This window comes from Candidatus Poriferisodalis sp. (genome assembly GCF_965208895.1).
Taxonomy (GTDB): Bacteria; Actinomycetota; Acidimicrobiia; order Acidimicrobiales; family Poriferisodalaceae; genus Poriferisodalis.
The window spans coordinates 2517183-2542998 of sequence record NZ_OZ242363.1 but is presented as its reverse complement, the minus strand read 5'-3'; the positions used below and the strand labels follow the sequence as shown (position 1 = coordinate 2542998).

The 25816-nt window shown below is 66.0% G+C and carries 20 protein-coding genes and 3 tRNA genes; 11 read left to right on the top strand and 12 right to left on the bottom strand.

Going from position 1 to position 25816, the window contains the following annotated elements; all coding sequences use genetic code 11:
• Nucleotides 1–18: 18 nt before the first annotated feature.
• The 4 genes from ACOGJB_RS11450 to ACOGJB_RS11435 all read right to left on the bottom strand — a co-directional run bounded on the left by ACOGJB_RS11450 (nucleotide 19) and on the right by ACOGJB_RS11435 (nucleotide 5306).
• The gene (locus ACOGJB_RS11450; RefSeq protein WP_419837262.1) at nucleotides 19–549 is read right to left on the bottom strand and encodes a methylated-DNA--[protein]-cysteine S-methyltransferase; all 531 of its coding nucleotides are present in this window, start codon (nucleotides 547–549) and stop codon (nucleotides 19–21) included.
• A gap of 27 nt (nucleotides 550–576) precedes the next feature.
• A complete protein-coding gene (locus tag ACOGJB_RS11445; protein WP_419837261.1) occupies nucleotides 577–2121 on the bottom strand; it encodes an AlkA N-terminal domain-containing protein in 1545 nt (514 codons plus the stop codon).
• Nucleotides 2122–2256: 135 nt separating this feature from the next.
• On the bottom strand, nucleotides 2257–3657 hold the full coding sequence (locus ACOGJB_RS11440) for a DUF4349 domain-containing protein (RefSeq protein ID WP_419837260.1): 1401 nt from the start codon (nucleotides 3655–3657) through the stop codon (nucleotides 2257–2259).
• Between the two features lie 476 nt (nucleotides 3658–4133).
• Complete coding sequence (locus ACOGJB_RS11435; RefSeq protein ID WP_419837259.1) at nucleotides 4134–5306, bottom strand: acyl-CoA dehydrogenase family protein; 1173 nt, start codon at nucleotides 5304–5306, stop codon at nucleotides 4134–4136.
• Nucleotides 5307–5396: 90 nt separating this feature from the next.
• Here ACOGJB_RS11435 and ACOGJB_RS11430 point away from each other — a divergent pair, with 90 nt between their 5' ends.
• Together ACOGJB_RS11430 and ACOGJB_RS11425 are read left to right on the top strand one after the other, a co-directional pair.
• A complete protein-coding gene (locus ACOGJB_RS11430; protein ID WP_419837258.1) occupies nucleotides 5397–6146 on the top strand; it encodes an MBL fold metallo-hydrolase in 750 nt (249 codons plus the stop codon).
• A 37-nt stretch (nucleotides 6147–6183) separates the two neighbouring features.
• On the top strand, nucleotides 6184–7041 hold the full coding sequence (locus ACOGJB_RS11425) for a sulfurtransferase (protein WP_419837257.1): 858 nt from the start codon (nucleotides 6184–6186) through the stop codon (nucleotides 7039–7041).
• Nucleotides 7042–7511: 470 nt separating this feature from the next.
• Here ACOGJB_RS11425 and ACOGJB_RS11420 read toward each other — a convergent pair whose 3' ends face one another.
• The 4 genes from ACOGJB_RS11420 to ACOGJB_RS11405 form a co-directional block, all read right to left on the bottom strand.
• Nucleotides 7512–8027 carry a hypothetical protein gene (locus ACOGJB_RS11420; RefSeq protein WP_419837256.1) on the bottom strand — a complete coding sequence of 172 codons (516 nt, stop codon included), beginning with the start codon at nucleotides 8025–8027 and terminating at the stop codon, nucleotides 7512–7514.
• Between the two features lie 31 nt (nucleotides 8028–8058).
• Complete coding sequence (locus ACOGJB_RS11415; protein ID WP_419837255.1) at nucleotides 8059–8979, bottom strand: DNA-methyltransferase; 921 nt, start codon at nucleotides 8977–8979, stop codon at nucleotides 8059–8061.
• Nucleotides 8980–9083: 104 nt separating this feature from the next.
• Nucleotides 9084–9845 (bottom strand): nitroreductase family protein, encoded by a 762-nt coding sequence (locus tag ACOGJB_RS11410; RefSeq protein ID WP_419837254.1) that lies wholly within the window; start codon nucleotides 9843–9845, stop codon nucleotides 9084–9086.
• 29 nt (nucleotides 9846–9874) lie between these two features.
• Nucleotides 9875–11563, bottom strand: coding sequence for a chloride channel protein (locus tag ACOGJB_RS11405; protein WP_419837253.1), 1689 nt, complete (start codon nucleotides 11561–11563; stop codon nucleotides 9875–9877).
• A gap of 145 nt (nucleotides 11564–11708) precedes the next feature.
• On the opposite strand from ACOGJB_RS11405, the gene ACOGJB_RS11400 reads away from it, so the two are divergent.
• Both ACOGJB_RS11400 and ACOGJB_RS11395 read left to right on the top strand, forming a co-directional pair.
• Nucleotides 11709–12812 carry an LLM class flavin-dependent oxidoreductase gene (locus tag ACOGJB_RS11400; protein ID WP_419837252.1) on the top strand — a complete coding sequence of 368 codons (1104 nt, stop codon included), beginning with the start codon at nucleotides 11709–11711 and terminating at the stop codon, nucleotides 12810–12812.
• A 362-nt stretch (nucleotides 12813–13174) separates the two neighbouring features.
• Nucleotides 13175–16666 carry a hypothetical protein gene (locus ACOGJB_RS11395; RefSeq protein WP_419837251.1) on the top strand — a complete coding sequence of 1164 codons (3492 nt, stop codon included), beginning with the start codon at nucleotides 13175–13177 and terminating at the stop codon, nucleotides 16664–16666.
• A gap of 50 nt (nucleotides 16667–16716) precedes the next feature.
• Here the strand turns inward: ACOGJB_RS11395 and ACOGJB_RS11390 are convergent.
• A tRNA-Ser gene (locus ACOGJB_RS11390) sits at nucleotides 16717–16807 on the bottom strand.
• 116 nt (nucleotides 16808–16923) lie between these two features.
• Here ACOGJB_RS11390 and ACOGJB_RS11385 point away from each other — a divergent pair.
• The 4 genes from ACOGJB_RS11385 to ACOGJB_RS11370 all read left to right on the top strand — a co-directional run bounded on the left by ACOGJB_RS11385 (nucleotide 16924) and on the right by ACOGJB_RS11370 (nucleotide 20388).
• Nucleotides 16924–17008: transfer RNA gene (locus ACOGJB_RS11385), tRNA-Ser, on the top strand.
• A 412-nt stretch (nucleotides 17009–17420) separates the two neighbouring features.
• A complete protein-coding gene (locus tag ACOGJB_RS11380; protein WP_419837250.1) occupies nucleotides 17421–17822 on the top strand; it encodes a hypothetical protein in 402 nt (133 codons plus the stop codon).
• Nucleotides 17823–17905: 83 nt separating this feature from the next.
• Entirely contained in the window at nucleotides 17906–18742 is an 837-nt protein-coding gene (locus ACOGJB_RS11375) for a hypothetical protein (RefSeq protein ID WP_419837249.1), read from the top strand.
• A 167-nt stretch (nucleotides 18743–18909) separates the two neighbouring features.
• Nucleotides 18910–20388 (top strand): NAD(P)/FAD-dependent oxidoreductase, encoded by a 1479-nt coding sequence (locus tag ACOGJB_RS11370; RefSeq protein WP_419837248.1) that lies wholly within the window; start codon nucleotides 18910–18912, stop codon nucleotides 20386–20388.
• 352 nt (nucleotides 20389–20740) lie between these two features.
• On the opposite strand, the gene pheA is transcribed toward ACOGJB_RS11370, so the two are convergent.
• The 3 genes from pheA to ACOGJB_RS11355 are packed head-to-tail and all read right to left on the bottom strand — an operon-like array spanning nucleotide 20741 to nucleotide 23351.
• Nucleotides 20741–21718: a prephenate dehydratase gene (gene pheA / locus ACOGJB_RS11365; protein WP_419837247.1), complete on the bottom strand. Its 978-nt coding sequence runs from the start codon at nucleotides 21716–21718 to the stop codon at nucleotides 20741–20743.
• A gap of 29 nt (nucleotides 21719–21747) precedes the next feature.
• Entirely contained in the window at nucleotides 21748–22539 is a 792-nt protein-coding gene (locus ACOGJB_RS11360) for a nucleotidyl transferase AbiEii/AbiGii toxin family protein (protein WP_419837246.1), read from the bottom strand.
• Nucleotides 22536–23351, bottom strand: a complete 816-nt coding sequence (locus ACOGJB_RS11355) for a type IV toxin-antitoxin system AbiEi family antitoxin domain-containing protein (protein WP_419837245.1) — start codon at nucleotides 23349–23351, stop codon at nucleotides 22536–22538. The genes ACOGJB_RS11360 and ACOGJB_RS11355 overlap by 4 nt, the downstream gene beginning before the upstream one ends.
• Nucleotides 23352–23493: 142 nt before the next feature.
• Here ACOGJB_RS11355 and larB point away from each other — a divergent pair, with 142 nt between their 5' ends.
• From larB to ACOGJB_RS11340, 3 genes are all read left to right on the top strand, one after another.
• The gene (gene larB, locus ACOGJB_RS11350) at nucleotides 23494–24312 is read left to right on the top strand and encodes a nickel pincer cofactor biosynthesis protein LarB (protein WP_419837244.1); all 819 of its coding nucleotides are present in this window, start codon (nucleotides 23494–23496) and stop codon (nucleotides 24310–24312) included.
• Nucleotides 24312–25637 carry a nickel pincer cofactor biosynthesis protein LarC gene (gene larC, locus ACOGJB_RS11345; protein ID WP_419840724.1) on the top strand — a complete coding sequence of 442 codons (1326 nt, stop codon included), beginning with the start codon at nucleotides 24312–24314 and terminating at the stop codon, nucleotides 25635–25637. The genes larB and larC overlap by 1 nt, the downstream gene beginning before the upstream one ends.
• A gap of 103 nt (nucleotides 25638–25740) precedes the next feature.
• Nucleotides 25741–25814, top strand: a tRNA-Arg gene (locus ACOGJB_RS11340).
• Nucleotides 25815–25816: the final 2 nt, after the last annotated feature.

Sequence of the window (25816 nt, the reverse complement as noted above, 5' to 3'; positions counted from 1 at the left end):
ACCGCCAACGGGCCTCGTTCATTCGAGCGCGCCCTCGTGCTCCAACAGCTGGGTCTTGAGATCGAGCCCGCCGCCGAAGCCGGTGAGCGAGCCGTCGGCGCCGATGACCCGGTGGCACGGCAGCACGACCGGCACCGGATTGCGGCCGTTGGCCTGCCCGACGGCACGGACCGCTTTGGGCCGTCCGATCAGCGCCGCTTGCTCGCCGTAGCTGCGGGTGCTGCCGTAGGGGATGTCGCCGAGTGCTCGCCAGGCCGTCACCTGAAACGGGGTGCCGCGCAGGTCCAGCGGCAGGTCGAAACTGGTGCGGTCGCCGTCGAAGTACTCGGCGAGCTGCCTCGCTGCCTGGCGCAGTATCGGATGGCCTGGGTCTTCTGTCATCTCCTCAGGCAGCTTGACGGAGGTCTCCTCACCACGCCACGACACCGCCCGCAGCCCCTCGTCGGTTGCGACCAGGCCCAATGGCCCGATGGGACTGTCGATGGCCGTGTGCCAGTGCGCGTCCGCGCTCGTGGGGTCGGCGTCGGTGGGGGGGTTCGGTGGGCTCATGAGGTGCTTTCTGTATCGGGATCGAAATCAGCGGGTGGCCGAGGCTTGGCGGGCCGCCGCGTGCCACAGGTGCTGCGCAGCCCATGCTCGGTAGGGACGCCACGGCTCGGCCAGCGCCTCGAGTTCGCTGGCACTGACCGGGTGCCCGACGAGCTGCTCGACGGCCCGGCGCAGGCCGAGGTCTGACGCCGGGAACGCATCGTCGTGGCCGTAGACCCGCATTGCGATGAGATGCGCGGTCCACGGGCCGATGCCAGGCAGTTCGCACAGCTGGGCCACCACGGCTTCGAGGTTGTCGGCTGCGCACAGGTCCACCTCGCCGCTGGCCACTGCCCGGGCGACGCCCACGACGGTGTCGATGCGCCGTTGGGTGAACCCCAGCCCGGCGAGCCCGGACGGTCCAGCGCCAGCGAGCGTGGCTGCGTCGGGGAACAAGCGCGACAGCGGGACAGGGCCGCCTTCGCAGCACTCCGAGAGCGCATCGATGGGTGTGCCAAGGCGCTGTGCGATCCGGCCGGCCATCGTGGATGCCGCCGCGAGCGAGATTTGTTGATTGACGACGATGCGGATAGCAGTCTCGAAGCGGTCCCACGATCGTGGCACTCGCAGGCCCGGTGCCTCACCGACGAGCGGTCCGATGAGCGGGTCATCAGCGAGCGCGGCTGTTGGGGGTGCAGGGTCGGCGTCAGTGCCGAGCAGTGCGCGGCAGCGGCTGACCGCATCGATGATCGAGTCGTACGTCGGCAGATGCAGCCGTAACTGCAATCGTCGGGTCGCCTCGTCGGGCCAGTTGGACCCAGAGACTGCTTTAGTGGGCCAGTGCGCTCCGACGGCGGTGTCTGCGGGCAGCATCACTTCTGCAATGCCCGGGTGCCCGCATGCGGCAAAGCTGCGGACGTACCTGGGCCCGGTGGAATCGAACCCTTTGAGATCAGATGCAGTGGGGTAGGCGGTCACAGCTTCGACACCGGGAATGACACGGGCGGCCTGGTGGGAAGTGAACGCCTCGAAGTCATATGGCGCGAGATACGGGATGCCCAGCACAAGGCCGCCGTCAAGGCGTGGACCTTCACCCCGCCGTCGCTTCGAACGCAGCTCAGTCGGCGTGAAGCAGAAAACCGACGTGATCGCCCGGTGCAGCTGGCGGGGCCCGGTGAACCCTGCGGCGCAGGCGATCTGGGCGAACGTCAGATCGGTGTCGTCGATCAGGGAGCGCGCAAAGTGCGCTCGGCGTGACCGGGCGATGGTCGTGGGCGTCGCGCCGACATGGAGCTCGAACAGCCGCCGGAGCTGGCGGGCGCTGTAGCCCACGTGAGCCGCGAGTGCCTCCTCGTCGTGATCGTCCAGGAAGCCGTCATTGATCCGCAGCAAGGCCGCCTGGACCGGTGCTGGAACGTCGAGATCAGCCAGCGAGCCGGCGCGGCGTTCAGGATGGCAGTGCAGGCAGGGGCGGAAGCCGTTCACCTCGGCGGCCACCGGGTTGGAATAGTGCGTCACGTTGTGAGGCAACGGTTGCGCCGAGCAGTCCGCCCGGCAGTAGATGCCCGTCGTGCGCACCGCCGAGACCTGCATGGGGCGAGTCTGGCAGGGCTTAATCGGACATAAACGGACATGCCACTGTCTGTCCGTATTTGTCCGGTACAGCTGTCGGCACTTCTTCACCAGGAGTCCTGGTGATGCGCACCGACGCGAGGGTGCCGTGGCAGATCAGCTCTCGTTGGAGACACCCGCTGTGGCGGATCGCCGGGCTCGGCGGCGGCGCAGCCACCACAACGCCACTGCCAATGCGATCACGATGACCGGCAGGAACGGCAGCAGGGCGCCGATGACGAGCAGCACGCCGTTGCCGACCGCGACCAGAGCGTTCCACCCACCGCTCAGCGCGTCGCCGAAGCCGGGGGGCGTGTCCTCTTCTTCGACCGTCAGGAACAGCGCGGTGGAGCGGGCCAGCCGGGCCAGTTCGGTGCCCGTCTCGGTGACTGGCACGGCGCTCAGACGAACGTCGATTTCCAGGCCGCGGGTTGCCACTCGACCACCGACGCGTCCGTTGTCGACCTGCTCGCTGTACTTCGCGATCCGCCGCTGCCCTGGTTCGATACGCGAGATGTCGGCGCCGTCATCGGCGCCGGGCACCTGAAGCTGCTCCATCCGGAAACGCAGGGCATTGGAGTTGAGCGCGACTTGGGTCAGCGTGGTCTCGCCTTCGTTCTCGAGCTCGAAGCAGAAGCCGACCTCGCCGTCCGGTGGCACGACGACGTCGGTGAACCCGAGGCAAGGGTCTTCGTCGCCAGTCGCTATCCAAGCGCGCAAGGCGACGGCGGTGGGCGGCACCGCCTCCACGGATTCCGTGATCGACAGGGTGATCGTGGACAAGTCCACCCGGTTTCGCAGCGAGCGCAGCTGCCCTCGCAGGCGTTCGAGGTTCGTCTCGCGGTTCGCGAGCTCGCGCTCCAGCTCGGCCACACCCTCCACTTCGGTTGCCTGCGACAGGAACTCACGCAGCCTGTTCACGCTGATCTCCGCAGTCGAGATGCGGCTGTTCAGGTCCACGACGATGTCGGTGACGTCTTCAGCGTTCACCGACTGCTCGACCAGTTCGCCCACGTTGGACAATCGCTCCAACGCAGTCGCGAATTGCTCAGGACGGACCTTGAACGTCAGCGTGGTGCGCGCGCGGCTTCGGGTGCTCGTCTCCTGGGAGAAGGCAAACCCGCCAAGTCCTTCGATGATGGAGTTGGCTCTGGCGGCTGCAGCGGCCACGTCGGCGGTCTCCACCGCGATCCACGCCGTACGGATGATGTCCCGGCCGAAGTCTGCGGGTGTCGCGGCCACGCCGGTCGCCAAGGCGCTCGTGTCGGAGCCGTCCGACATCTCTGCGTCGTCCATCTCGCCGGCAACCGCCATCTCTTCGTCGAAGGCCTGCTCTTCGCTCATGTCAGCGTCGAGTTCGCGCGAATTGGTGCTTGCACTGTCTGAGGCCGCGGACGCAACGAGTGCCCGCTCGTTGCTGCCGCCGAAGCTGTCTGCAGCGGCATCGTCATCGTCGCCGGCACTGCACGCCGCTGCGACGAGCAGCAGCGCCACCATTGCGGCGGCGGTTCGTCTCAAGGGGCGATGCGAGGTCTTCGGTCGATGCGACGCGAGTCGCGGTCGGCCTGCTTGTGCTGCAGTTGCGGTGGAACCTGTTGCGCTCATAGCGATCTCCTTGGCGGAGCAGCACGCCGGAGGTGCTTGTCTGGAACGGTCATGGCGTTCCCTCCTGGGGTTGGCCGAGCATTGCCCGGCACTACCCGAATGACGCCCATGCTCGCGTCAACGTTCCCACAGCGCCATTGCAGTTGCGTGTCGGTCGGCCGGCCACGTCGGCTCTCCATTGCCATCCGAAGCTGAGCCGTCCCTTGCGGCCCGTGAGCCTGCAACCGCGGACGACATCGACGCAGTCCGCTGGGCCACTGTCCAACGGCCGCGGCCCCTGTGGTTCGCGCGCCTGCACCTGGTCAACACGCCGGCCCAGGGCGAGAGATGAGAGCTTCTGCTGCGCGAATGTTGCCCAGTGCGCGCATCCCCTCCGACCGCCGGAGCGGTCAGCGGAAGGCGGGGATGTTGGTGATCTGCTGGCCGAGGATCAGCCCGTGGATCTCCTCGGTGCCCTCGTAGGTCATGACCGATTCCATGTTGGCTGCGTGGCGCATGGGCGCATACTCCGTCGAGACCCCGTTGGCGCCCATCATCGCCCGGGCCGTTCGGGCGGTGTCGATGGCGACCCGGCAGTTGTGCCGCTTGGCCATCGAGATGTGGTGCGGCCGCAGCCGGTGCTGCTCTTTGAGCTGGCCGAGCCGCATGGCCTGCAGGTTGGCGTTGGTGATGTCGGTGAGCATGTCGGCGAACTTGATCTGGCTGATCTGGAAGCTGGCCAGCGGCTTGCCGAACTGCGGGCGTTCGAGCTGGTAGGCGAGCGCCGTCTCGTAGCAGCAGCGCGCCACGCCCACCGCCCCGAACGCAATGCCGAAGCGGGCTTCGGACAGGCAGCTCAGCGGTGCACCGATGCTGAGCGCGTCGGGCAGCCGCATCGACTCGGGCACTTCGACGTCGTCCATATAGAACTCGCCGGTCACCGAGGCTCGCAGCGAGAGCTTGTTCTGGATCTTGCGAGCCTCGAATCCGGGGGAGTCGGTCGGCACCAGGAAGCCCCGGAAGCCGTCGTCGGTGTTGGCCCAGACGATGGCCAGGTCCGCCAGCCCGGCGTTGGTGATCCACCGCTTGGCGCCGTTGAGGACCCACGTATCGCCCCGCCGGACCGCCCGAGTGGTCATCGAGACCGGATCGGAGCCGTGGTCGGGCTCGGTCAGCCCGAAACAGCCGATGATCTCGCCCGCAGCCATGCGCGGCAGCCACATCTCCTTCTGCTCAGTTGAGCCGTAGCGCCAGATGGGGAACATGCACAGCGAGCCCTGCACCGACACAAAGCTGCGCAGCCCGCTGTCGCCGGCTTCGAGTTCCCGGCAGGCCACGCCGTAGGCCATCGCCGAGGCACCCGCGCAGCCGAAACCGTCGAGGTGCATGCCGAGCAGGCCCATGTCGGCAATCGTGGGCACCAGCTCCATCGGGAACGTGCCTGCCTCGAAGTGGTCGCCCACGATCGGGTCCCACTCCTTGGCCACGAAAGCGGCGACAGTGTCGCGGATCATGACCTCTTCATCAGAAAGAAACTCGTCCATCTCGTAGAAGTCCGACAGCGGGGCAGGCGTTTGACTCATGGGCGCATACTGCCGCGCTCGACGCTGGCAGGCCAACCCTCTGTCGCGGGCGCGCTCATCGGCGTCGTCCATTAGTTACTGTGCGCTGCCATGGCTGATGACCCCCAGGCGACGAAGCCGCCCGACGAGAGCAGGCTGTATTTCCGCCAGCTGCTATCGGGGCAGGACTTCGCCACCAGCGATCCGATTGCCCGCCAGATGGTGAACTTCGCGTACCTCATCGGCGACCGGGAGACCCGCGAGGCAGTCGTGGTGGACCCGGCCTACGACGTCGACGACCTCTTGGACATCCTGGCCGAAGACGAGATGCAGCTCACCGGCGTGCTGGCCACGCACTTCCACGCCGATCACATCGGCGGGAACATGATGGGCTACAGCATCGAGGGCGTAGCCCAGCTGCTCGAACGCCAGGGCACCAAGATCCACCTGCAGGTGCCTGAGGCCGAGCTAGTGCAAAAGACCACAGGCATCTCGATGAGCGACATGGAACTGCACGCTCCCGGCGATGTCGTGTCAGTCGGCGCCGTCGACATCGAGCTGCTGCACACGCCCGGCCATACGCCTGGCAGCCAGTGCTTTCTGGTGGGCGGGGCGCTGGTTGCGGGCGACACGCTGTTCCTCGACGGCTGCGGCCGGATGGACCTGCCCGGCAGCGATTCGGCTGCGATGTACCGCTCGCTGCATGGCACGCTGGCCAAGGTCCCCGACTCCACCGTGCTGTTCCCCGGACACCGGTACTCATTCGAGCCCAGCGCCACGATGGGCCAAACCCGCCAGATGAACTACGTCTTCAAGCCGACCAGCGAGCAGCAGTGGCTGATGATGTTCGGCCAGGGCTGAGCGCGATGTCCTGCGCCGAGGGTGCGATGGTGACGCAGTGGCTGATGATGTTCGGCGAGGGCTGATGGCCCTGCTCCCGCCTGTTGTGGGCGCCACCGAGATCGCCGGTCGCGACGACATCGTGCTGTACGACGTGCGCTGGTACCTCGACGGCCGGTCCGGCTACGACGCGTACCTGGACGGCCACATTGCCGGAGCGATCTGGGTCAACCTCGACGAGCATCTGTCTGCTCATGGCGCTCCCGGGTTGGGCCGGCACCCACTGCCGAGTGCCGAGAGCTTTGCGGCATCCCTGGGAAGCCTCGGCATCAGTCCCGATGACCCGGTGGTGGCTTACGACGACCTGAACGGCACTGCTGCTGGGCGCATGGTGTGGATGCTGCGAGTGCTGGGTCACGATGCGGCGCTGCTCGACGGGGGACTGGGATCGTGGACCGGCGCTGTCGAGACAGCGCCGAATGTGCGGGCACCTTGCGATTGCCCAGTGCGGGCCTGGCCGGACGGGGCGTTCGTCGATATCGACCAAGCGGCTGGCGCAGGTGCCGATCCGGAAACCGTGCTGATCGACGCCCGGGGCGGCGACCGTTACCGCGGCGAAACCGAGCCCGTCGATCCGCGCCCCGGCCACATCCCCGGCGCAGTCAATGTGCCGATGACCGACAACCTCGGCCCCGACGGCCGATTCGCTAACCCGCAGGCGCTGCGAGCCCGCTATGAATCCGAGGGCGTGGAAGACGCTGGCGCCGCCAACAACGCGGTCGTGTACTGCGGCTCAGGCGTCAGCGCCTGCATGGACGCGCTCGCCATGGAGCACGCCGGCTTGGGCCGCCCTCGCGTGTACATCGGCTCATGGTCACAGTGGAGCCACACCGACCGCCCGGCTGAGACCGCCTGACCCGTTCGGCGCAGTCGGTGTTGGGGCGTCACCAATCAGCCTGCAGCGATTCTCTTGGGGACTACGTCGGTGAGTGACCACGAGGCCGACTGTGACTCGTGTGTGGAGCGTATGGATTGGGGCCGTGCAGTGCCTGCTCATTCTTCGATCCGATGTACGGTGCACGGCATGAGCGAATCACAGCACCAGTCCAGTTGGCCCACGTTCCCCGCTCCAATGGCTGCTGTCATAGCAAGCCGACACCTGCCGGCAGTTCGTCGAGACAAGGCGGCTGCCGGAGAGCCGCTAATGACCGACGAATGGATCAAGGCATACAAGGAGCTTCACGAGGCAATTCTTGAGACAATTGCCTAGAGTCTGAATGTTGTCAGCCCTCCGATGTTCAGTTGACATCGGAGGACCGGAGTGTATCAAGTGTCCTCGGCAACATCTTACTGTTGGACTGTTTGTAAACAGTCCCTAGTTCGGCGCTATTCGGCACGGCCCTTGATCAACTCCTCAACTTGCGCAAGGGAACCGCCGTAGGGCTGGAGCCAGTTGGGTGGAGATGCGGCCGGGAATGACAGCCATTTCGTGTCGCGACCTGAGCTTCCGCCATGTTGTGGCCTCAATGCAGGAGGTTTGTCGATCATGAGTACCGATTTCGGGATGAACCATGCGTGTACTTCGAAGGGTGACACGCCCAAGCAGAAGCAGTATTCGTAGTTCTGATCGCGTATCTGTTGAAACGTATAGCCAAGCTTGTCGGTCCACAGTCTCGAGTATTTGATCTCGACTCGAAGGCCTGAGATGAGTAGATCGGCCTCGGTATCGGGTGATCTGGCAGTGTGAAAGCCTCTCGCATCACACCAGCGCCGCACGAGTTTCTCACCGATGGCACCAACCTGACGAGACGGACGACTCTTGATCCATTGGAAAGGGCTCTCAGCCCACATTTCAGCGTCATCGACGTACTCGCCCTCAAGGGATGCCGAGATTCTTGACATCAATCGATAGTTGGAATCAGTGATATTTCTTTCAGGCAACTGCCTGTTCCTTGTCCGCGCCACTTGTGTCGACATCGCCGGCGAGCAACCGGTATTCAATAGAGGACAGCAGCCCACCGTCGCCCAGCCGACTCTGCATGACATCATATGACTCAGGATTGTCGTCGATCATGACGAACCGACGTCCGAGTTGGGCCGCCACCGCGCCAGTCGTACCACTTCCAGCGAAGAAATCGAGCACCCAATCCTCCGTTCGAGTGCTCGCCTGCACGATACGTCTCAGAATGCCCTCAGGCTTTTGGGTCGGATAGCCAGTTTTTTCTTTGCCGGTCGGCGACACAATGGTATGCCACCACACGTCGGTAGGCAATTTGCCGCGAGCGGCCTTCTCGGGAGTAACAAGTCCGGGTGCCATATAAGGTTCCCGGTCTACAGCAGCGTTGTCGTAGTGGTAACGGTCCGGATTCTTCACGTAGACTAGGATGTTGTCGTGCTTTGCGGGCCAGCGACTGCGCGCTCTACCACCGTAGTCGTAAGCCCAGATGATTTCGTTGAGGAAACAATCTCGACCGAACATTGCATCGAGCACAACCTTGGCGTAATGAACTTCTCGGTAGTCAAGATGCAAGTACAGCGTGCCGTCCTCAGTCAGCAAACGCCATGCGTGCTGAAGCCGCGGTTCCAAGAAAGACCAATAATCACCGAACGAGTCGTCGTATGCAGATAGCGACCCTTTCACCGTCTCGTAAGTTGCCCCTTGGAACCCCACACGATCGCCGTTGGCGCTGCGTCGCGTTTGCAGTGTCTGCCTGACTTGTCGGCGTCCGGTATTGAACGGTGGATCGATGTAGATCAGCGTCATCGACTCGTCGGGCAGCTGCGGAAGCGCTGACATGTTGTCGGCCAACAGGACCAAGTTCGGGCCGTCGCTTCGCCAAAGTGTGGGACTCATGGTGCGACCGTACTTGCCAAGTAGACACTGACAGCGGCAGTGCATGCGCTTTGGGCGCGGAAACGGACGGGTTCGTGGAAGCGCCGCATCTGAGGGCTGCTATCTCAGGTCGGTGAGCCGGGTGGCGGGCCTGCAGAGGTGAAACGAGTGTCTGGCGGGTCGACCGCCCAAGGCGCGTCCTGCTCCCAGCGATCCTCGTAGACGACCTCGCGCAACGGCCGGCGCCGTACCGGTCCGTGGCGCCCTGCCGGCCGCCCGAGCGGGATCGTTGCGTGGATGGCAACGCCGTCGGGAATGCCAACCAGATCGCGCAGCTCGTCTTCGACATCGCGGTGCCAGCCGGTGATGACGCCGCCGTATCCCAGCGCCCGGGCTGCCAGCAACAGGTTCTGCACCGCCGGGAACACCGATGCGCCCTCGGTGAAGGTGGGCTTGCGGTAGCGCACCAGGCACGCCAAGATCACCACGGGCGTGTGCTCGAAGTGATCAACGAAGTGTTGCATGGTCCGGGCCATGCGAGCCTTCGGCGAGTCGTCGGCCGCTCCGGAGCCTTCGGTGTAGCCGTCGCCGGAACGCTTGGCGTTCCAGCCGTCGCGGAAGCACTCACCCAGCAGCGCCTTGGCTTGCCTGGCGACGGGCCCATCGCGCAGCACGACAAAGCGGAACATCTGCCGGTTCGAACCGCTTGGGGCGCGCCCGGCATGCCACATGATCGTCGCCAAGTCCTCGTCGGGAATCGGGTCGGGCAGGTAGCGGCGTATGGCGCGGGTAGTCGCCAGTCCTTCCAGCAACCCGATCGCCCCGCTGCTGGGCTCAGCGGCCGTCTCGCCGCCAGCTCCCGTTCCCGCCTCCGCTTCACTCATCATCGGCCCTGCCCTGCTCTGTTCTGGCGAGCTCACCGGCCGCCCTGCGTTTCATTGCCCTGCGTCTCGTTGAGGAAGTCGACCAGCTTGACAATTGCATTTTCGGTGACGACGCCCGCGATCCGACCGCCGCTGTCGATCACGGGATACATCTCGATGTCTGCGTCTGCCATTGCTTCGGTGACCTCGCGCAGCGTCCACGACGGGCGTGCGGGGGTGATGTCGGTCGCCATCACCTCGCCGCAGGTCACCGACATCCAGTCGTTGCGATCCACATCGCGGGTGTCGCTGAGCCGGATCACCCCCAGAAAATCGCGCTCTGGCCCCACGACGACGGCTTCGAGTTGCTTGCGGGGCAGCGCGATGCCCCACACGAAATCAGCCAGCGGTGCGTCGGCATTCACTGTGGGCACATCGGTGGACATCGCGGAGTTGACCGGCATCTCCAGGCGCCGCTCGAGGTGCCCCGTGCGACTGTCGCGCTGGTACTGCGACACCGACGAACCGCCGATGAGCACCTGCGACACGGCCACGGCCACTAAGGCCGGCACCACAAACGCGGGCGCACCGGTGGATTCGGCGACGAACATCACCGCCGCCAGCGGGGTGCGGTAACCCGCTGCCAGGAACGCTGCCACCCCGATGAACGGGAAGAACGCCAGCGACTCGGGACCCAGCTCGATCCAGCCGCCCACCAGGCGACCCACGATCAGCCCGAAGACGGCGAGCGGGATGAACACGCCGCCCACGCCTCCGCTCGCGAGCACGGTCGACGTCGCCACAACGCGGATCGCCAGCAGCGCTCCTAAGAACACCAGCGACTGTTCGGGCTCGATCGACCAGTCCACCAGTTGACCCTCCGCAGTCGGCCCCAACGACAAGGGCTCGTCGAAGAGGATCTCGCTCAGCGCGGCCAAGCCCGACAGAATCGCGCCGCCGCAGAGCGCCACCAGCCACCAGGGCCGGTCAGACTCCTGAATCCTCTTGGCATGTTTCAGGATCTGGCAGAACACTTTTGCTGCGAGCCCGCACAGAGCCCCCACGACTGCTGCGCCCAGCAGTTCCCGGCGGCCGAAACCGACCCTCACCAATTCGGTGCCGATCTCGAACGGCCGGTCATGGAAGTCGGTGACCAGCACGTACACGACGTAGCTCGAAGCGCTCGAGAGCAAGGCGGGCAGCAATGCGCGGCGACCCAGGTCGCTCTTGTAGGGGGCTTCGAGCGCGAACAGCACCCCGGTGGCCGGTGCCTGGAAGATGGCGCTCACGCCCGCGGCGGCGCCGGCCACGAGCAGCGCATACCCCTCCCGGTTGCGGAACAGCCGCCGCGTGACACGCTGTATGGCATTCCCGGCGGTGGCACCGGCGTAGATGGAGGGGCCCTCGAGGCCGACCGCACCACCGGATCCGACGGTGACGATGCCGGCGGCCAGCCGGAACGGCAGGTCGCGGAAGCGCATGGGATGTGTGCGGTCGTGAAACGCTCGGATGTACTCCTCGGAGGTGGACGGCGAGAGCCGGCGGCCCGCGTCGGCCCAGCGCAGCATGATGACCGCTCCCCACAGTCCCAGAGCTGGTGCGATCACCCGCTGCCAAGGAGGCAGGTGCAGCACCTGTGCCAGCAGCACCTTCTCGGCGAGCAGCGCCACCATTGCGACGATGAATCCGGTGGCGACGCCCACGGCGATATACGTCGCGAAGCGAAGCAGCCGGTTTCTCATGCGGGTCTAGGTCCTCGTCACCAAATGTTCGCATCAACGGTACGCCTCGTAAGGCGCGGTGCGGGCAGCGTGTCGAGCCTCGGCGCATTTCAGAGCCGTTTACTAGCGTTCGTTGATCTGAGCACGGCGACGACAGGAGACGACCATGGAACTCTGGAAGCACGCCTTTCCGACACCGCTGCAGATTCGGGATGTGGCTGCCGAGGCTGAAGAGGCGGGCTGGCACGGATTGGCGGTGGTCGACTCTCAGAACCTCACCGGCGATGCGTACGTTGCGCTCGCCCTTGCCGCAACGGTGACCGAGCGAATCGAGCTCGGCATCGCCGTCGGGAATTCCGTCACCCGCGTCGCGGCCGTGAATGCTTGCGCTGTGCTGAGCGTGGACCAGGCGTCGGGCGGGCGCATGGTGTTCGGCATCGGCCGGGGCGATTCGTGCTTGGTGCATCTCGGGCGGGCACCGGGGCGTCTGAAGCACTTCGAACGTCATCTCAAGCAATTGCAGGCGTATCTCAGCGGCGGCGAGGTGCCGTTCGACGAGATCGACATCCCGCTCGAGGTCGCTCCTGCGGCCGATGCACTGGAGCTGGCGGAGGGCCCGGGGACCAGCCGCATCGCGTGGGGCACGCTGTCTTTCGATGACGCCGCCATCGGCCCCCGCAAGGTGCCTGTCGAGGTAGCCGCCACCGGGCCGCGGGTGATCGGCATCTCCGCGGTCCATGCCGACCGGGTGATGTTCGCCCTCGGTGCCGACCCCGAGCGTCTCGCGTGGGGCATCGAGGTCGCGAAGGCGGCCCGGCGCGATGCCGGGCTCGATCCCGATGGCGTCAAGTTCGGTGCGTACGTGAACATGGGATGCGCCCGCGACCTCGACGCTGCACGCGATCTGATCAGGGGTCCGATGTCGGTGTTCGCCCGCTTCCAGCTGATGCAGGGCGGCACGCCGATCGGGCCGACGTCGGACGAGACGGCCGACACGCTGCGCAAGCTGCACGAGGCCTATGACATGGGCACGCATTCGCGGAATCAGTCGCCGCAGGCAGCAACGCTCACCGACGAGTTCATGGACCGGTTCGGCGTGGTCGGCCCACCTGATCGGTGCATCGAGAAGCTGGAGGAGCTGCGTTCGCTGGGCATCGACAAGGTCCTGCTCGCCGCCCAGTTCAACGAGAACACCTACGACACTCCCGAGGGCATCGCTGCACGCCAGCTCGTGGAGAGCGAAGTGCTGCCCGCGGTGCAGGCCGCCTAATGCGGTGTTCATCAACGTTTGCGCGGGTTGGTCATGCGGTCTTGGGGGTGGCGGGCCGTCTCCGTCGTGCGAGGTTTTCGGCGCGGACTTGGTTGCCCGTGTGACGCCCCGCAGATCGTCGTCGTCGCCGACTGAGTAGCGACCGTGGAACTGGCGCACCCCGTGACGCTCGTGACCCTTCGACGACACCCGCTGGGTCTGCTCGCGGCTTGAAGCGCCCGTCTGCGCCGTGGCGCTGCTGTTGTGGCGTGTCGAGGGGCGTCGCGTACACCGGTGTTTGCTTGCCTAGTGTTAGGTGATCGTGACGGGATCGTGGCGCGGTCCCGTCCGATGCGACACAGCAGCGCCAAGGGACGGTGGTCATGGTGGCAGGAGGGACTGATCGGGGCCGGGGCAGCGGTTCGGGTTCTGCTGGGGATGGCCGTCGGGCGGTGCCGCGGCGGTCGAGGGCTTGGCGGCGTTGGGCGGCTGCTGCTGTGGTTTCGGTGTTGGCGGCTGGGCTGGTGGTGCCGGTGTCGGCTGGTCCGGCGTGGGCGCAAGATCCCCCTTCGGCGGTGGATTACGACGCGGACGATGACGGGTTGATCGAGGTTTCGGGCTTGGCGCAGTTGAACGCGATCCGGTGGGATCTCGACGGCGACGGTGCCGCTGATGTGTATCCGCCTGATCAACACGGCCGCACCGGTCATGACCCCGACGGGGCCGCGAAGCATGCGGCAGCGTTCCCCGATGCGGCGGCGGGGATGGGCTGCCCGTCTGATGGTTGTTCGGGCTATGAGCTCGTCGCCGACTTGGACTTCGACACGAACGCGAACGGGCAGGCCGACGCAGGCGACGCCTTCTGGAACGGCGGCAAGGGCTGGTTTCCGTTGATGGGTGGGGAGGCGATCCGCGACGAAGGCGCGGATGAGCGCTTCGCCGACCATGTAAGGACCAGCTACTTGGGGGACCGGCCGAATCCTCGTGCTCGCATGTTCACCGGGGTGTTCGAGGGCAACGGCCGCACGATTGCGAACCTGTTCATCGACGACCCTGATCGTCGGTACGTGGGGCTGTTCGGCTATGTCGGCCCAGGGGCGCATGTGCGCAATGTCGGCCTGCCCGCCCTCAACCCTGACAGCGGGGTGCGAGGCAACCAGCGTGTGGGGGCGCTGGCAGGCTCGGTGGAGCGGGCCCACCTCAGCGGTGCCTGGTCCGATGTCGACGTGACCGGCACCGGGTCCAATGTTGGGGGCCTGGTCGGGTCGAGTTGGAACGACAGCTTTGTGATCGAGAGTTACGCCACCGGCGACGTGTCGGGCGAGGCGCTGGTGGGCGGATTGGTCGGCATGCTCAACGGCTCCGGTGCTGTTGCGAGCTACGCCACCGGCAGCGTGACGGCACGCTGTAAAGGGGGTGGGTTCATCGGGCAGCGGGTCGTCGGCCACGTCCGGGCGGCCTATGCGACCGGTTCGGTGACCGCCGTCGGAACCTCCGTATGCATGGCACGCGGAGCGTTAGTGAAGTCTGTCGGCGGCCTGCTCGGAACGATGTGGTACCCCTTGCCGGTCGACTGGCCGCGTGCCAGCTATGCAACCGGACGGGTTTCGGCGCCGCAGGGAGCCAACGGCGTCGGCGGGCTGGGTGGCCGGATCAACAACTCGAAAGTCCCGCCTGCAGAAGGCTCGAATTACTGGGATACCGAGGCCACGGGTCAGGCCACCAGCCCGGGGTTCGGGACGGGTTACACGACTGCGCAGTTGCAGGCGCCGACGGGTTATGCGGGCATCTACGCGGACTGGAATGTCGATGTGGGTGCTGACGGCGATTTCGGCGGCGCGGGTGATGATCCGTGGGATTTCGGGTCGTCGTCGCAGTATCCGGTGCTGAAGTATTGCGCGGACAAGCCGGGGATCGACACTGCTGACGGTGAGCCGTACTGTCCGCTGGATCCGGTGGCGCAGCGGTCGGGGGGGATCACGATCGTGGTGGTGCCCGTCAGCGACGACGGTGACGGTGACAGCGACGACACTGACGCGGACGGCGGCGCTGCGGACGAGCCAGTCGCTGACGCTGATGGGGATGCGAGTGATGCGGCGCCGCAGGGTTACGCGGTCGATCCTGCTGTGGTGGCGAAGGTGGAGTATCTGGCTTCGCAGACCCATCACGGCTCGGCGCATGTGAATCGCTGGCAGCGGGTGCTGGCCGCGTTCGGGGTGCTCGACGCGGCTGGCGTCGCCGGGGGCGCGATGACAGCGGAGCAGGCTCAGCAGATGGCCGACACCCACAGCAGCCCGGTATGGGACGAGGTCGTAGCCGAGCTGACGGCGCTGGAGGCCGCGAAGGCCCCGGCAGCGGACGATGCGCCCTCACCAGGTGACGGTTCCACGCCCCAGGACGCTCCGGTGCCTCAGGACGCCCCCGTGCCAGACGAGGGCGATTCTGCGCCGGTGACGGTGCCGGTGGTGAGCATCGCCGCCGGTCCGGATGTGACCGAGGGAGGCGACGCGGTGTTCACGCTGACCGCGGATCCGCCGCCGACCGCTGGTCTCGATGTGTCTGTGACGGTGTCGTCGCAGGGCGACTGGGGCGCCGCAGCCGGCCCGCAGACAGTCAGCTTCGCCGCTGGCGCCGCGACAGCGACGCTGACGGTGCCCACCGTCGATGACAGCGTGGACGAGGCCGACGGCTCGGTGTCGGTGACGTTGGACGCGCCCGGCGCGGACTCGGGCTACACGGTCTCCGCTGTCCACGGCTCGGCTGCGGTGGGGGTGGCTGATGACGATGTGGATCCGTTGACGGTGTACATGATCTTCTTCGCGACCTCGATCGACGAGAACGGCGCCGGCTACGGCAACCAGGCCGGGCTCAACATCGGGCTGACGCGCACGCTGCGGTCGTGGGAGACGCTCACGGTGCCGTTGAGCGTGACCGGCGGCGACGAAGGCGCCCAATGGACGATGCGCGACCTCAACGATCCCGACGCGGCGTTCGCGAACGACTTCGAGGTGACCTTCGGCCCGGGCGACCAACGCGTCGAGTTGGCGTTGACTGCTGTGGCTGACAGCGACTGGGCCGATCACGAGATCACCGTGTCCTATGGCACCGGCAGCCGGGCGGCGACGCTGAACGGCAGCACCGACGGCGTGAATATGGGCATCTCGTGGGGTCCCGACGGCGTCGAGCGCGCGGACGGTTCGACCACCGTGGTGATCGTCGACAGCGACGAACCGCCGCCGCAGATCGACATCACCGCAGCGTCGGGCGGCACCGAAGGAACCGCCGCAGCCTTCACCGTCACCGCTTCGGCGCCGGCAGCGGCCGATCTCGACGTGAACGTGGCGGTCAGCGCGACCGGCGACTGGGGCGCCACGACAGGCACACAGACGGTGACGATCCCCCAAGGCGCCACCGCGGCGCCCCTCACCGTCGCCACCGCCGACGACAGCATCGACGAGCCCGACGGATCGATCACCGCCACCATCGCTGCGGGCAGCGGCTACACCATCGGACAGCAGCCGACACAGACCGCGCAGATCCTCGACGACGACGACCCGCCGCCCGAACCCGCCGTCGCGGCATGCACCGGCAAACCGAGGGTGTCCGTCGCCGACGCCGCAGCACGACGAGGCGACGACCTGGAGTTCGTGATCAGCCTCAGCTGCCGCTCCACCGGCGCTGTCACCGTCTATTATTTCGTCGCCTACGGTGCCGACTTCGACAGCGTCCGCACCGTCGGCATCGCCAGCGGCGACACCGACGCGACCGTCAACGTGCCCACCGCCGGGGTCAACACGTCGGTCACGTTCCACGTCGTGTACACCATCGGCGCCGCGAACTACTCAGCCACAGCCACCGCCACCATCACCGGCTAACGCAGTGTCCGGCCCTGTCGATGGCCCTGTTCTCGAGGGCACCACGGATGCGGAGAGGGTGGGATTCGAACCCACGAACCACCTTGCGGCAGTTACTTCCTTAGCAGGGAAGCGCCTTCAACCTGACTCGGCCACCTCTCCATGCACGACCAGCCCGAAGGCGGCGGCCGCGCCGACTCAAGATAGCCCCACGCAGCGGGCTTCTGCGATCCCCTTGCCTGTCGATCCCGCAGATGCGCGCCGCTAGGTTGGCCTGCGGAGGGGTGGCAGAGTGGACGATTGCGACGGTCTTGAAAACCGTTGAGGCGCAAGCCTCCGGGGGTTCGAATCCCCCTCCCTCCGCAACACGCTGAGCTTTCTCAGGCCAGGGAGCCGGTGGCTGTTTCCACTGCGGGCACCAAGGCCTCGGCGGTGAGCAGGTGATTGGCTGCGGCGAGCCCGGGTGAGAGCCAGCGGTCGGGGTGCATCTGGCTTGAGCGGAAAATTCTGGCGACGGGACGCCACCTACGCTTTAGCGTCAGCCGCTCATGGCAAGCGATCGGCCTCGACACCCGAACCGGGACTACGAGCGGCTATTCCGGCGAGCGGAAGACCGCGGTTGGCGCATCAAGAAAACTAAGAGACACTTTGCTTTGTACTGTCCGGCTGAGTGCGGCAAGCACATCGTGGCCGTGTCCGCTACGCCGTCAGACCATCGCAGCCTTCGAAACACAAGAGCCCAAATGAGGAACTGCAAGACGACCGAGGAGTGGGGATGAGCGGATCACGCACCGAGGCAACCTGCAAGATCGGCATCGTGCACGAGGACGAAAGCGGTGCGAGGCCGTTGACCTACGACGAAGTGTGCACATTCGTGAGCGATCTCATGGAGCACCTGCTCGGTGACGACCGCGTCATTGACCCTGTGGTTTCCGGGGATGCAGAAGACGGCGAGATCGAGATCACGTTCGAGCTGCTGCGTCCAGTAGCGACTTCCGAAACCGATATCGAAGTCTTCGACATCGTTCACGACGCCGGGGCGGCGCTGGGTGCGCAGTGGCGCAAACTGTCGGGTGCGGCCGCTGGCCGTCGCACCGCGATGTCGACTCGGTCGACGACGATGCTGACACGGCACAGCCAACAGGTGCAGGACGCTCGCGAATCGGTGCCCGCCTAAGCCCGAGCGGACGTCGAATCGGCGCGGGATGACGAGTTTGTCCGGCTACCGGCTGAATCCTTGCTGGACCCCTTGGCGGCGACATGCCTGCCGATCAGCGGGCACGGCTCGCCGCCGCAGACAAGGGCGGTTATGTGCTGGGCGGCAACGCAACGGTTCCCGACTCGAGGGTTGCCGGTCGCGAGATGAAGCGCCTCGGTGGCGCTACTCGCTGGGAGACTGCGCAGCTCGTTGGGCGACGCGCCACCGGCGCCAGCACTACAGGCACCAGCGCCTCATCGGCTGCGCGCCTCGAACAGCACGCTCGTGTCGACAATCAACACGAAGGCTCAGTCGAGGCCGAGCGAACGCTTGGAGGGCTGAACTCGGCGTTGATCAAATTCCTCGCTGATCGCCTGATGCTCTCCGAGGAGTTCGTCTGCCAGTCGCTCGCGGGCGCGATGTATGTCGAAGGGCTCGCGAACGGGCTCATCGGCTCCGCCTATGAACGCCTCGAGGGCTCGCCGCCGGTCCGCTCGATCGACGAGCTCGCAGATGAACTCAGAGGCTGTGACACCGCGCTCGCCTGCGCGTTCTGCGACGACGGCCGCAACGTCGTCGGGCAGGTGAACAACCGTGGCCATAGGCCGCAGCGTACCTATCGGCCACGGCAGGTCTCAACGGATTTCAGCGTGGCGATGGCCGAGGCGTGGTTGCTGGCAGACGCCGACGGTTGCGCTCATCATTTTGGAGTCAGCCGGACGATTGCTCCGTGTGATGTCGAGTTGCTCTGCGACCCAGAGCGGCCGCTCGCCAATCTCTGTCGCCGCTCGGGCATGCCCGGTGTTCGAGAAGGAATGCTGCCCCGACAGGGAAGCCGCCGCAGTGCCGGTGAAAGCTACAGGCAGCTCGCGGGCACAATAGATCACAATAGATATTGAACAGCTCACCAACGGTGGTCCGGTTCAGGTGACCATCTTGGACGCACCCCGCCGTCACCACCTTGCGGACCGGCTCGCCGTTCCGTTGATCCGGCGGACCTTGGGCGCCGATTATCGACTCCCGTCCGCAGAGGATCCGACTTGAAGTTGCAGAAAAAGGAAGAGACATGACCAGAGCAATCCCCAATTCCGAAATCCCCAATCCGACAGGGCACAACCAGTGGTACCCATTTGCCAACCGGCCCTTGCCGCCTGAGGTCGACGGGCAGGCCGCCAATCCGGCCGTCGTGCCGGTGTTCGACGCTGTGCCGCTGCCGAGCCACGCTCGGTTCGTGGTGGTCGGCGCCGGCGTGCACGGGCTGTCGAGCGCCTACCACCTGGCCATGTACCTCGAGCGCACCGGCAAGGGCTCGGGCAGCGACGTGGTGCTGATCGACAAGCAGGGCCCCGGCGCTGGTGCCACCGGGCTGGCTTGCGGCTGCGTCCGAAACATGTACATGACTGGGCCGCTGCACGCGATCCTGCGAGCCAGCGTGGAGGTGTGGGAATCCGACCCGGTGAACTTCGGCTTCCAGCAGGTCGGCTACGTCTCGGTCGGCGAGGCGAACCAGATCGATGACTACCTGAAGCTCCAGGCGTCCCAGGCTGCGAGCGGCTATCCCTCCGACGTCTTCACCGGTGCGGAGGCCCGTGCCTTCCTCACCAACCTGTGGCCCGACTTCAAGACCGAGAACTGCGACGTGGTGCTGCACGAGCATCGCTCTGGGTACGCAGGCACACACATGGCGGTGTGGGGCCTCGACCAGAAGTGCCGGCAGTGGGGCGTGCAGCGCGTGTACGGCGTCACCGTGACCGGCTACGAGTTCGACAATTCAGGCTCGGTCACCGCGGTCGAGACCACCCAGGGTTCGATCGCCTGCGAGCAGGTCGTTGTGGGTGCAGGGGCGTGGACGCCGACCCACTGGGAGTGGCTGGGTGGCCCGAGCCACCTCGACGTCGTGTACCCCGACGGCCACGTCGAATCCCAGATGGACATGTGGACCTACTGGCGATTGCTGGAGGGCGAGGTCTTGCTGCCCCCTGGCGTCGACTTTCGCACCGCGCAGCACAAGGACTCGCCGGTGCTGCACGTGGAGCTCATGAACACGCCCGTGTACTCGCCCGACGGCCGGTTCCTCAAGGACCACTTCTACACCTACACGCGTTACGCCGCGGAGCGGGTGGGCGCCCCCGGCCTGCAGGGAGGGACGATCCCGATCAAGATCGGGCCGCGGGCCGCAGTGGAGCCTTACGGCCACCTGAACGACGAGTACCAGGCCGAGGAGTGGTTCGCCGACTACTACTGCGCAACGCTGGGCATGCTCTTCAAGCGCCTCGAAGACCTGCGGCCGTACTTCAAGGAGCGTCGCAATGGCGGCATCGGGGCCTTCACCCCCGACAACGTGCCGGTGTTCGACTACGTGGCCGACAACGCCTGGGTGATCGCGGATTCCAACCACGGGTTCAAGATGATCGGCGTGGGCAAGCTGACCGCCGAGATGATGGTGCACGGCGACAAGCCCGACGAGCTCAAGCCGTTCACGCTCGACCGCTACCGCACCGGCGGCACCTTCGGCGACCGCAACTCCAACTGCCCCTGGGTGTAGCCCACCCCAACCTCGCGAGTTCGGCGCGAACTTTCAGCGCTCGTCGTCCAGGCGAGCGGCAGGCCGTTCGTTTCGACGTGCCACGATCCGGGTCAATCCGCAGGTCTGCTGCCCACACCTGCGCCCCGTACTCCTTCGCCAGGAAGATGGAGCTGAGAGCTTTGCCGCAACCCAGGTCCAGGACGCGCATCTCCGAATCGAGTTCCATGCACCCGGCCAAGGACTCCGTCAGCCACAGCGCGTTCGGCCCCATCATGTTGTCCAGCACCCAGTCCGCGTCGTAGTTCGCCGACAGCGGGAACTCAGCTGGCCGGAAGAGATCCCCTCGCCCTTCAGTCACAACCGGCGGTGGTCAAACGATGAGGCGGCGGAGTGACTTCAGCCAGTCGTCTGATGAGGCCCAGGCTTCCTCGCTGACGCGCTCGCGGCCCGAGGAGTTGCCGTTCGCGGCGGGGAACGAGCCGAGAAACTTGACGTCGCGCTGCTTCATCTTGAGCGCGCGCAGGCAGTCCGCCACCACTTCGTCGGAGATGTGGCCCTCGAAGTCGACCAAAAAGCAGTACTCGCCGAGGCCGCGCCGGGTCGGGCGCGATTCCAGCCGGGACAGGTCCAGCCGGCGCGCCTCGAACTCCATGAGGATCCCGAGCAGGCTGCCCGGCTCGTTCTGCTGCTGGAACACCACGATGCTGGTCTTGTCGTTGCCGCTGGCAGGTGGCACCTGACCATTTGCGAGCAGCAGGAAGCGGGTCTGATTGTCGCGGTGGTCCTCGATCGATTCTGTGACGGTTTCGAGGCCGTAGATCTCCGCGGCAGCGGGGCTGGCGATCGCGGCCACGCCAGCCAACTGCTCTTCGCCGATGCGCCGGGCTGCGAGGGCCGTCGAAGTGGCCGCTTCGATCTCAGCATCGGGCAGCTGACCGTGCAGGAACGCCCGGCACTGGGCGATGGCCACGGGGAACGACATCACCGTGTGGATCGCCGAGAGGTCGTCTGCGGTGGCTGTACCGGGAAGCGCCATCAGGTCGAGCTGGACGTTCACCACGACCTCGCGCTGGATCAGGAAGTCGAAGTCGAACGCGAGCGCGTCCTGGGTGACGTTGACGGCACCTTCGATGGCGTTCTCGACCGGCACGAAGCCGTAGTCGACGGCCCCGTCGTCGAGCGCAGAGAGCACCTCGGGGACCGAGATGAGCGGTGTGAGATCGCACTGCCAGAGGTCGGGCTGCGTGGCCAGCGCGGCTTCGGTGAACGTGCCGTGCGGACCCATGTAGCCGATCCGCGTCGAGGGAGGCACGCTCGGAATGCCCGATGAAGGGCCGACGGTAGCCATCGGGGCAGGATACGGCCAGCGCCTGACGCTCATGACCCGTCGAGAGCCTCGATCGCGTGGATGACGGCTTCCGCCACAGCATGTCCTGCGTCGATGGAATAGCCCGCTGGCCACTCGGCAACCAAGGGAGCGAGATCCGCTACGAATTCCGGATTCTCAATCTTTTGGTCGAGATTGTCTATGGCCAGGGCCACTGTCCAGCCGTCCGGACGGTATGTGGCAAAGCAGGCCGCAATCTCCGCAGGATCGATTCCGAGATGGTTGACGGCGAGCCAGAGATCGAAGAGGTCACGGCCTTTTCTGCGCTGATACAGCGCCCGGATTTTCGTCGCGATCAATTCAGGCGCACAGAACGTGGGTATTTCCGCGACTCCCCGAAACCATGGGCTGTCAACGACGTACTCCTTGGTGACGGCCGGCCTCGCTGGTGAGCCCTCGAACGTATTGATTTCAACCTTGATGTGGAAGGGGCCGCCACTCTCGAAGCGTGCACGAAGCCGTACTTTGTGATGCATGCCGATGGCGGTGCGTACGTCATCGAATCCGACGGACTCAGCGATCTCCCGAACGCCATTCAGAATGCCGCCAACGCCGCCTGTGCTCGGACGGACGTAGTCAAGGTCTTCGCTGTAGCGCCACGGCCGATCGAACCAGAGCTTGTGCAGGCAGGTCCCACCTCGGAAGACCAGTCCACTGCCCAGCAGTGGGTGTTGCGCGATCTCGACGATCAGTCGGGAGAGTATGAGATCCTGCTCGACGTTCTCGGCGCTGACCCACGGGACCTGCGTTCTCCAGCGGGCAATGTCGGCTTGCGGAATCACAGATCGTGCTCCACCTCGGTATTGAGCACGACGCGCCAACGGTCATCACGTTCGCCCACCCAGTCCGCTCCGGGGGCCAAGGGTGCCCATTCGGAACGCACCACTTGAGACAGCTCTTCGAGCACTGCGGTGGCCGAGTCTTCGACGCCCATCTCCGCCGCCATCAGCTGCAACAGATAGCCCGCGCGTTGGACGGCTGCGGTCGGGAATCCGGACGCTGCAGCGGGCAAGGCATCCAAATCGAGCAGACGAGAGATGAGGAGATCACCGATGACGGTCGCGACGTTCGAGATGCCCCCACCTCGTTCCGGCGAGTCCGCGAGGTCCAACACAGTCGTGGCTGATGTGGAGATCGAGACGCGTCCAGTCGCTGTGTTGGTCAGTTGTGTCGCGCGTTGGGCGGTGGCTGCGCGCTGGATGAAGCTGATGTGGCTGCCGCCGATTTGCCGGTCTCGTAGGCGTGCGGTCGTCACTACTTGAAGGATCATTGGAGGGTGGTGGGCGGCACCGTGCAGGGCAGCGGCGGAGAGGAAGCCCACGTAGTACGGGTGACCGAGGTGGTTCATGAGCGGGTGGATGTAGTGCAGCGGTGGCGGCGCACCTGCATCTCGATATTCGGGCGGTACCGGCACCCAGCCGGTCTTGGTGACCGAAATCACCTTGTGCGCTTGGCGAGCGCGGTTGAGACTTGCCGATACGCCACGAGATTGAACATTCAGCAAGTTGGCTGCTTCTTGGGAAGTAATGAAGTGACGCCCCTGCCCAATCAGCCAGTCGGCGAGATTGCTGGGGGTCACAGTCCGCGGATTCACAGGGTTCAAAGTATCAAAACCAAGCAATTTGTAAAGGTTTGATACGTGAAATCTGCGCTGGCCGAGAAAATCACAACGTCCGTGAGCCCTCGATGGTAGGCGAGGGTTCAACCGAACAACCCAGGAGGTAGAACGGCAGGCGATGGACGTACAACAGCTCGCCGATCTGCTGGCCGGAGTGCGTGCCGGGACGGTGCCCGCAGACGAAGCGCTGGCTCGTCTGCGGCGGTTGCCATACGCCGAGGTCGCAGGGGCCCGCATCGATCACCACCGGTCACTGCGGACCGGTCATCCCGAAGCGGTGTACGGGCCAGGCAAGTCGCCCAGCCAGTGCGCCCGGATCGTGGCCGAGATGCTGAGCGGCAGTTCGGGTCCGGTGCTGCTGACGAGGGCCAGTCCCGCTCAAACGGAGGCATCGCTGGCGGCCTGCCCAGGCGGTGCGGTGCACCGACCTGCGGACCGGGAGCCCGAGGCCGCGGACGAAACCGTGAACCCGGTTGATCTCGCGACCGTGGTGTGGCGTGCTGCTGGCGCACGACCGGAACGGGTGGTGGTGGCCTCGGCGGGCACGGCGGACGGTCCGGTGGCCGCCGAAGCCGCAGCGGTACTGAGCGCTTTCGGTGTGAGCGCCGAGCCAGTGACCGATATCGGCCTCGCCGGATTGCATCGGTTCCTGGCCGAGATCGACACGCTGGCATCGGCCGATGTGGTCATCGTGGTGGCAGGCATGGAGGGGGCGCTCGCCACTGCTGTGGCCGGCGTGGTGCCCGCACCGGTCATCGCAGTGCCGACCAGTGCCGGCTACGGAGCGGCGCTCGACGGCGTGACGGCACTGCTTGCCATGCACGCCTCGTGTGCGGCGGGCATCACGGTGGTGGGCATCGACAATGGTTTCGGCGCAGCGATGGCGGCCATGAGAATCCTGGATCTGGCTGCGGGCTCCAACAGCGGCACAGTGTGATGCACGACTCCCCGACGGCAGGTGCCCCGATCGCATCTGCGAGCGAGCCGACGCTTGCTGACGCCGGTCCCGACGGCGCTGCTGGGCTGCCCAGGACTCACGGCACGGTGGCGTGGTTCGACCCGGTCTCGGGCATCGCAGGCGACATGGCGCTGGGGGCGTTGCTGGACGCCGGTGCCGATCTGGACTTCGTGACGGCTCAGCTGGAATTGCTCTCCCTCGATGGCTGGCGCCTGGGCAGCGAACGCGTGCGGCGGAACGGGCTAGCGGCGACGCGGGCGATCGTTGACGCGCCCGAGGGGCACCATCACCGGCGTTGGCGCGACATCCGCGAGCTCCTGGTCGCAGCGCCGCTGACCGACCGGGTCCGCCAGCGGGCACTCGCAGTCTTCGAGGCATTGGCTACGGCCGAAGGCCAGGTGCACGGCATGGCGGCCGACGAGGTGCATTTTCACGAAGTCGGTGCGCTGGACGCCATCGTGGACATCGTCGGCGTGTGCGCCGCACTCGAATCGCTCGATGTGGACGTGGTGTGCTGCGGGCCGGTGGCGGTGGGCAAGGGGACCATCAACGCAGCTCACGGAGTGCTGCCGAACCCGCCGCCTGCGGTGGTGAACCTATTGACAGGCCGGCGGATCGTCGGGGTCGACATCGACATGGAGCTCACGACACCCACCGGCGCCGCCATCGTTGCTGCCTTGGCTGAGTACTTCGGGCCCGCTCCGGCCATGACGCTCACCAGCACCGGTTTCGGTGCAGGCACCCGGGACACTCCCGGACGTCCGAACGTCACCGGCGTGCTCGTCGGCACGGCAAACCAAACGTCGGCGGCGCAGCCATCGGGGCAGCTGGGTGCGGCGATGGCCGAGATGGCGAGCGCCGATGCCACCGAAGAGCTCGTCGAGCTGGCCGCCAACCTCGACGATGTCTCCGGCGAGGTGCTGGGTCACGCGATCGAAGAGCTGCTGGCAGCCGGCGCGCTCGACGCCTGGGCCATCCCGATCGTGATGAAGAAGGGCCGCCCAGCGCACACCCTGTCAGTCCTGTGCCAGCCCGAAGCCGTGACGCTGCTGGCTGATCTCACCGCTCGGCTCACCGGCACGCTGGGGCTGCGCGCCCGCACGGTTGTGCGCACCGCGCTGGAGCGGCACACATCAACCGTCGACGTCGACGTGTACACGATCTCTGTCAAGCACGGCCCCTATCGGGTCAAGCCGGAATGGGCCGATGTCGTCGCGGCCGCCGAGGCGCTCGGTCGCACGCCGGCGGAGATAGCCCGCGCTGCTGGCCTGCTGGCCGCTGCTGAGCAGTCCGACCAGCGGTGAGAGGGCGTCAGAATCCGAAATGGCTTTTCGCCCTCCAGACACCTCCTCCTAGACTGCTTGGGCGCCATCGGGCCGCCGGCCGGCCCGTTCTCGGTGAGTACCAGCGCTTGTAGCTCAATTGGATAGAGCATCTGACTACGGATCAGAAGGTTGGGGGTTCGAGTCCCTCCAAGCGCGCT

Coding starts and splice junctions, on each gene's coding strand:
- ACOGJB_RS11450 (WP_419837262.1), bottom strand. CDS start 549: ATGAGCCCACCGAACCCCCCCACCGACGCCGACCCCACGAGCGCGGAC.
- ACOGJB_RS11445 (WP_419837261.1), bottom strand. CDS start 2,121: ATGCAGGTCTCGGCGGTGCGCACGACGGGCATCTACTGCCGGGCGGAC.
- ACOGJB_RS11435 (WP_419837259.1), bottom strand. CDS start 5,306: ATGAGTCAAACGCCTGCCCCGCTGTCGGACTTCTACGAGATGGACGAG.
- ACOGJB_RS11430 (WP_419837258.1), top strand. CDS start 5,397: ATGGCTGATGACCCCCAGGCGACGAAGCCGCCCGACGAGAGCAGGCTG.
- ACOGJB_RS11420 (WP_419837256.1), bottom strand. CDS start 8,027: ATGTCAAGAATCTCGGCATCCCTTGAGGGCGAGTACGTCGATGACGCT.
- ACOGJB_RS11415 (WP_419837255.1), bottom strand. CDS start 8,979: ATGAGTCCCACACTTTGGCGAAGCGACGGCCCGAACTTGGTCCTGTTG.
- ACOGJB_RS11410 (WP_419837254.1), bottom strand. CDS start 9,845: ATGATGAGTGAAGCGGAGGCGGGAACGGGAGCTGGCGGCGAGACGGCC.
- ACOGJB_RS11405 (WP_419837253.1), bottom strand. CDS start 11,563: ATGAGAAACCGGCTGCTTCGCTTCGCGACGTATATCGCCGTGGGCGTC.
- ACOGJB_RS11400 (WP_419837252.1), top strand. CDS start 11,709: ATGGAACTCTGGAAGCACGCCTTTCCGACACCGCTGCAGATTCGGGAT.
- ACOGJB_RS11395 (WP_419837251.1), top strand. CDS start 13,175: ATGGTGGCAGGAGGGACTGATCGGGGCCGGGGCAGCGGTTCGGGTTCT.
- ACOGJB_RS11380 (WP_419837250.1), top strand. CDS start 17,421: ATGAGCGGATCACGCACCGAGGCAACCTGCAAGATCGGCATCGTGCAC.
- ACOGJB_RS11375 (WP_419837249.1), top strand. CDS start 17,906: ATGCCTGCCGATCAGCGGGCACGGCTCGCCGCCGCAGACAAGGGCGGT.
- ACOGJB_RS11370 (WP_419837248.1), top strand. CDS start 18,910: ATGACCAGAGCAATCCCCAATTCCGAAATCCCCAATCCGACAGGGCAC.
- pheA (WP_419837247.1), bottom strand. CDS start 21,718: ATGGCTACCGTCGGCCCTTCATCGGGCATTCCGAGCGTGCCTCCCTCG.
- larB (WP_419837244.1), top strand. CDS start 23,494: ATGGACGTACAACAGCTCGCCGATCTGCTGGCCGGAGTGCGTGCCGGG.
- larC (WP_419840724.1), top strand. CDS start 24,312: ATGCACGACTCCCCGACGGCAGGTGCCCCGATCGCATCTGCGAGCGAG.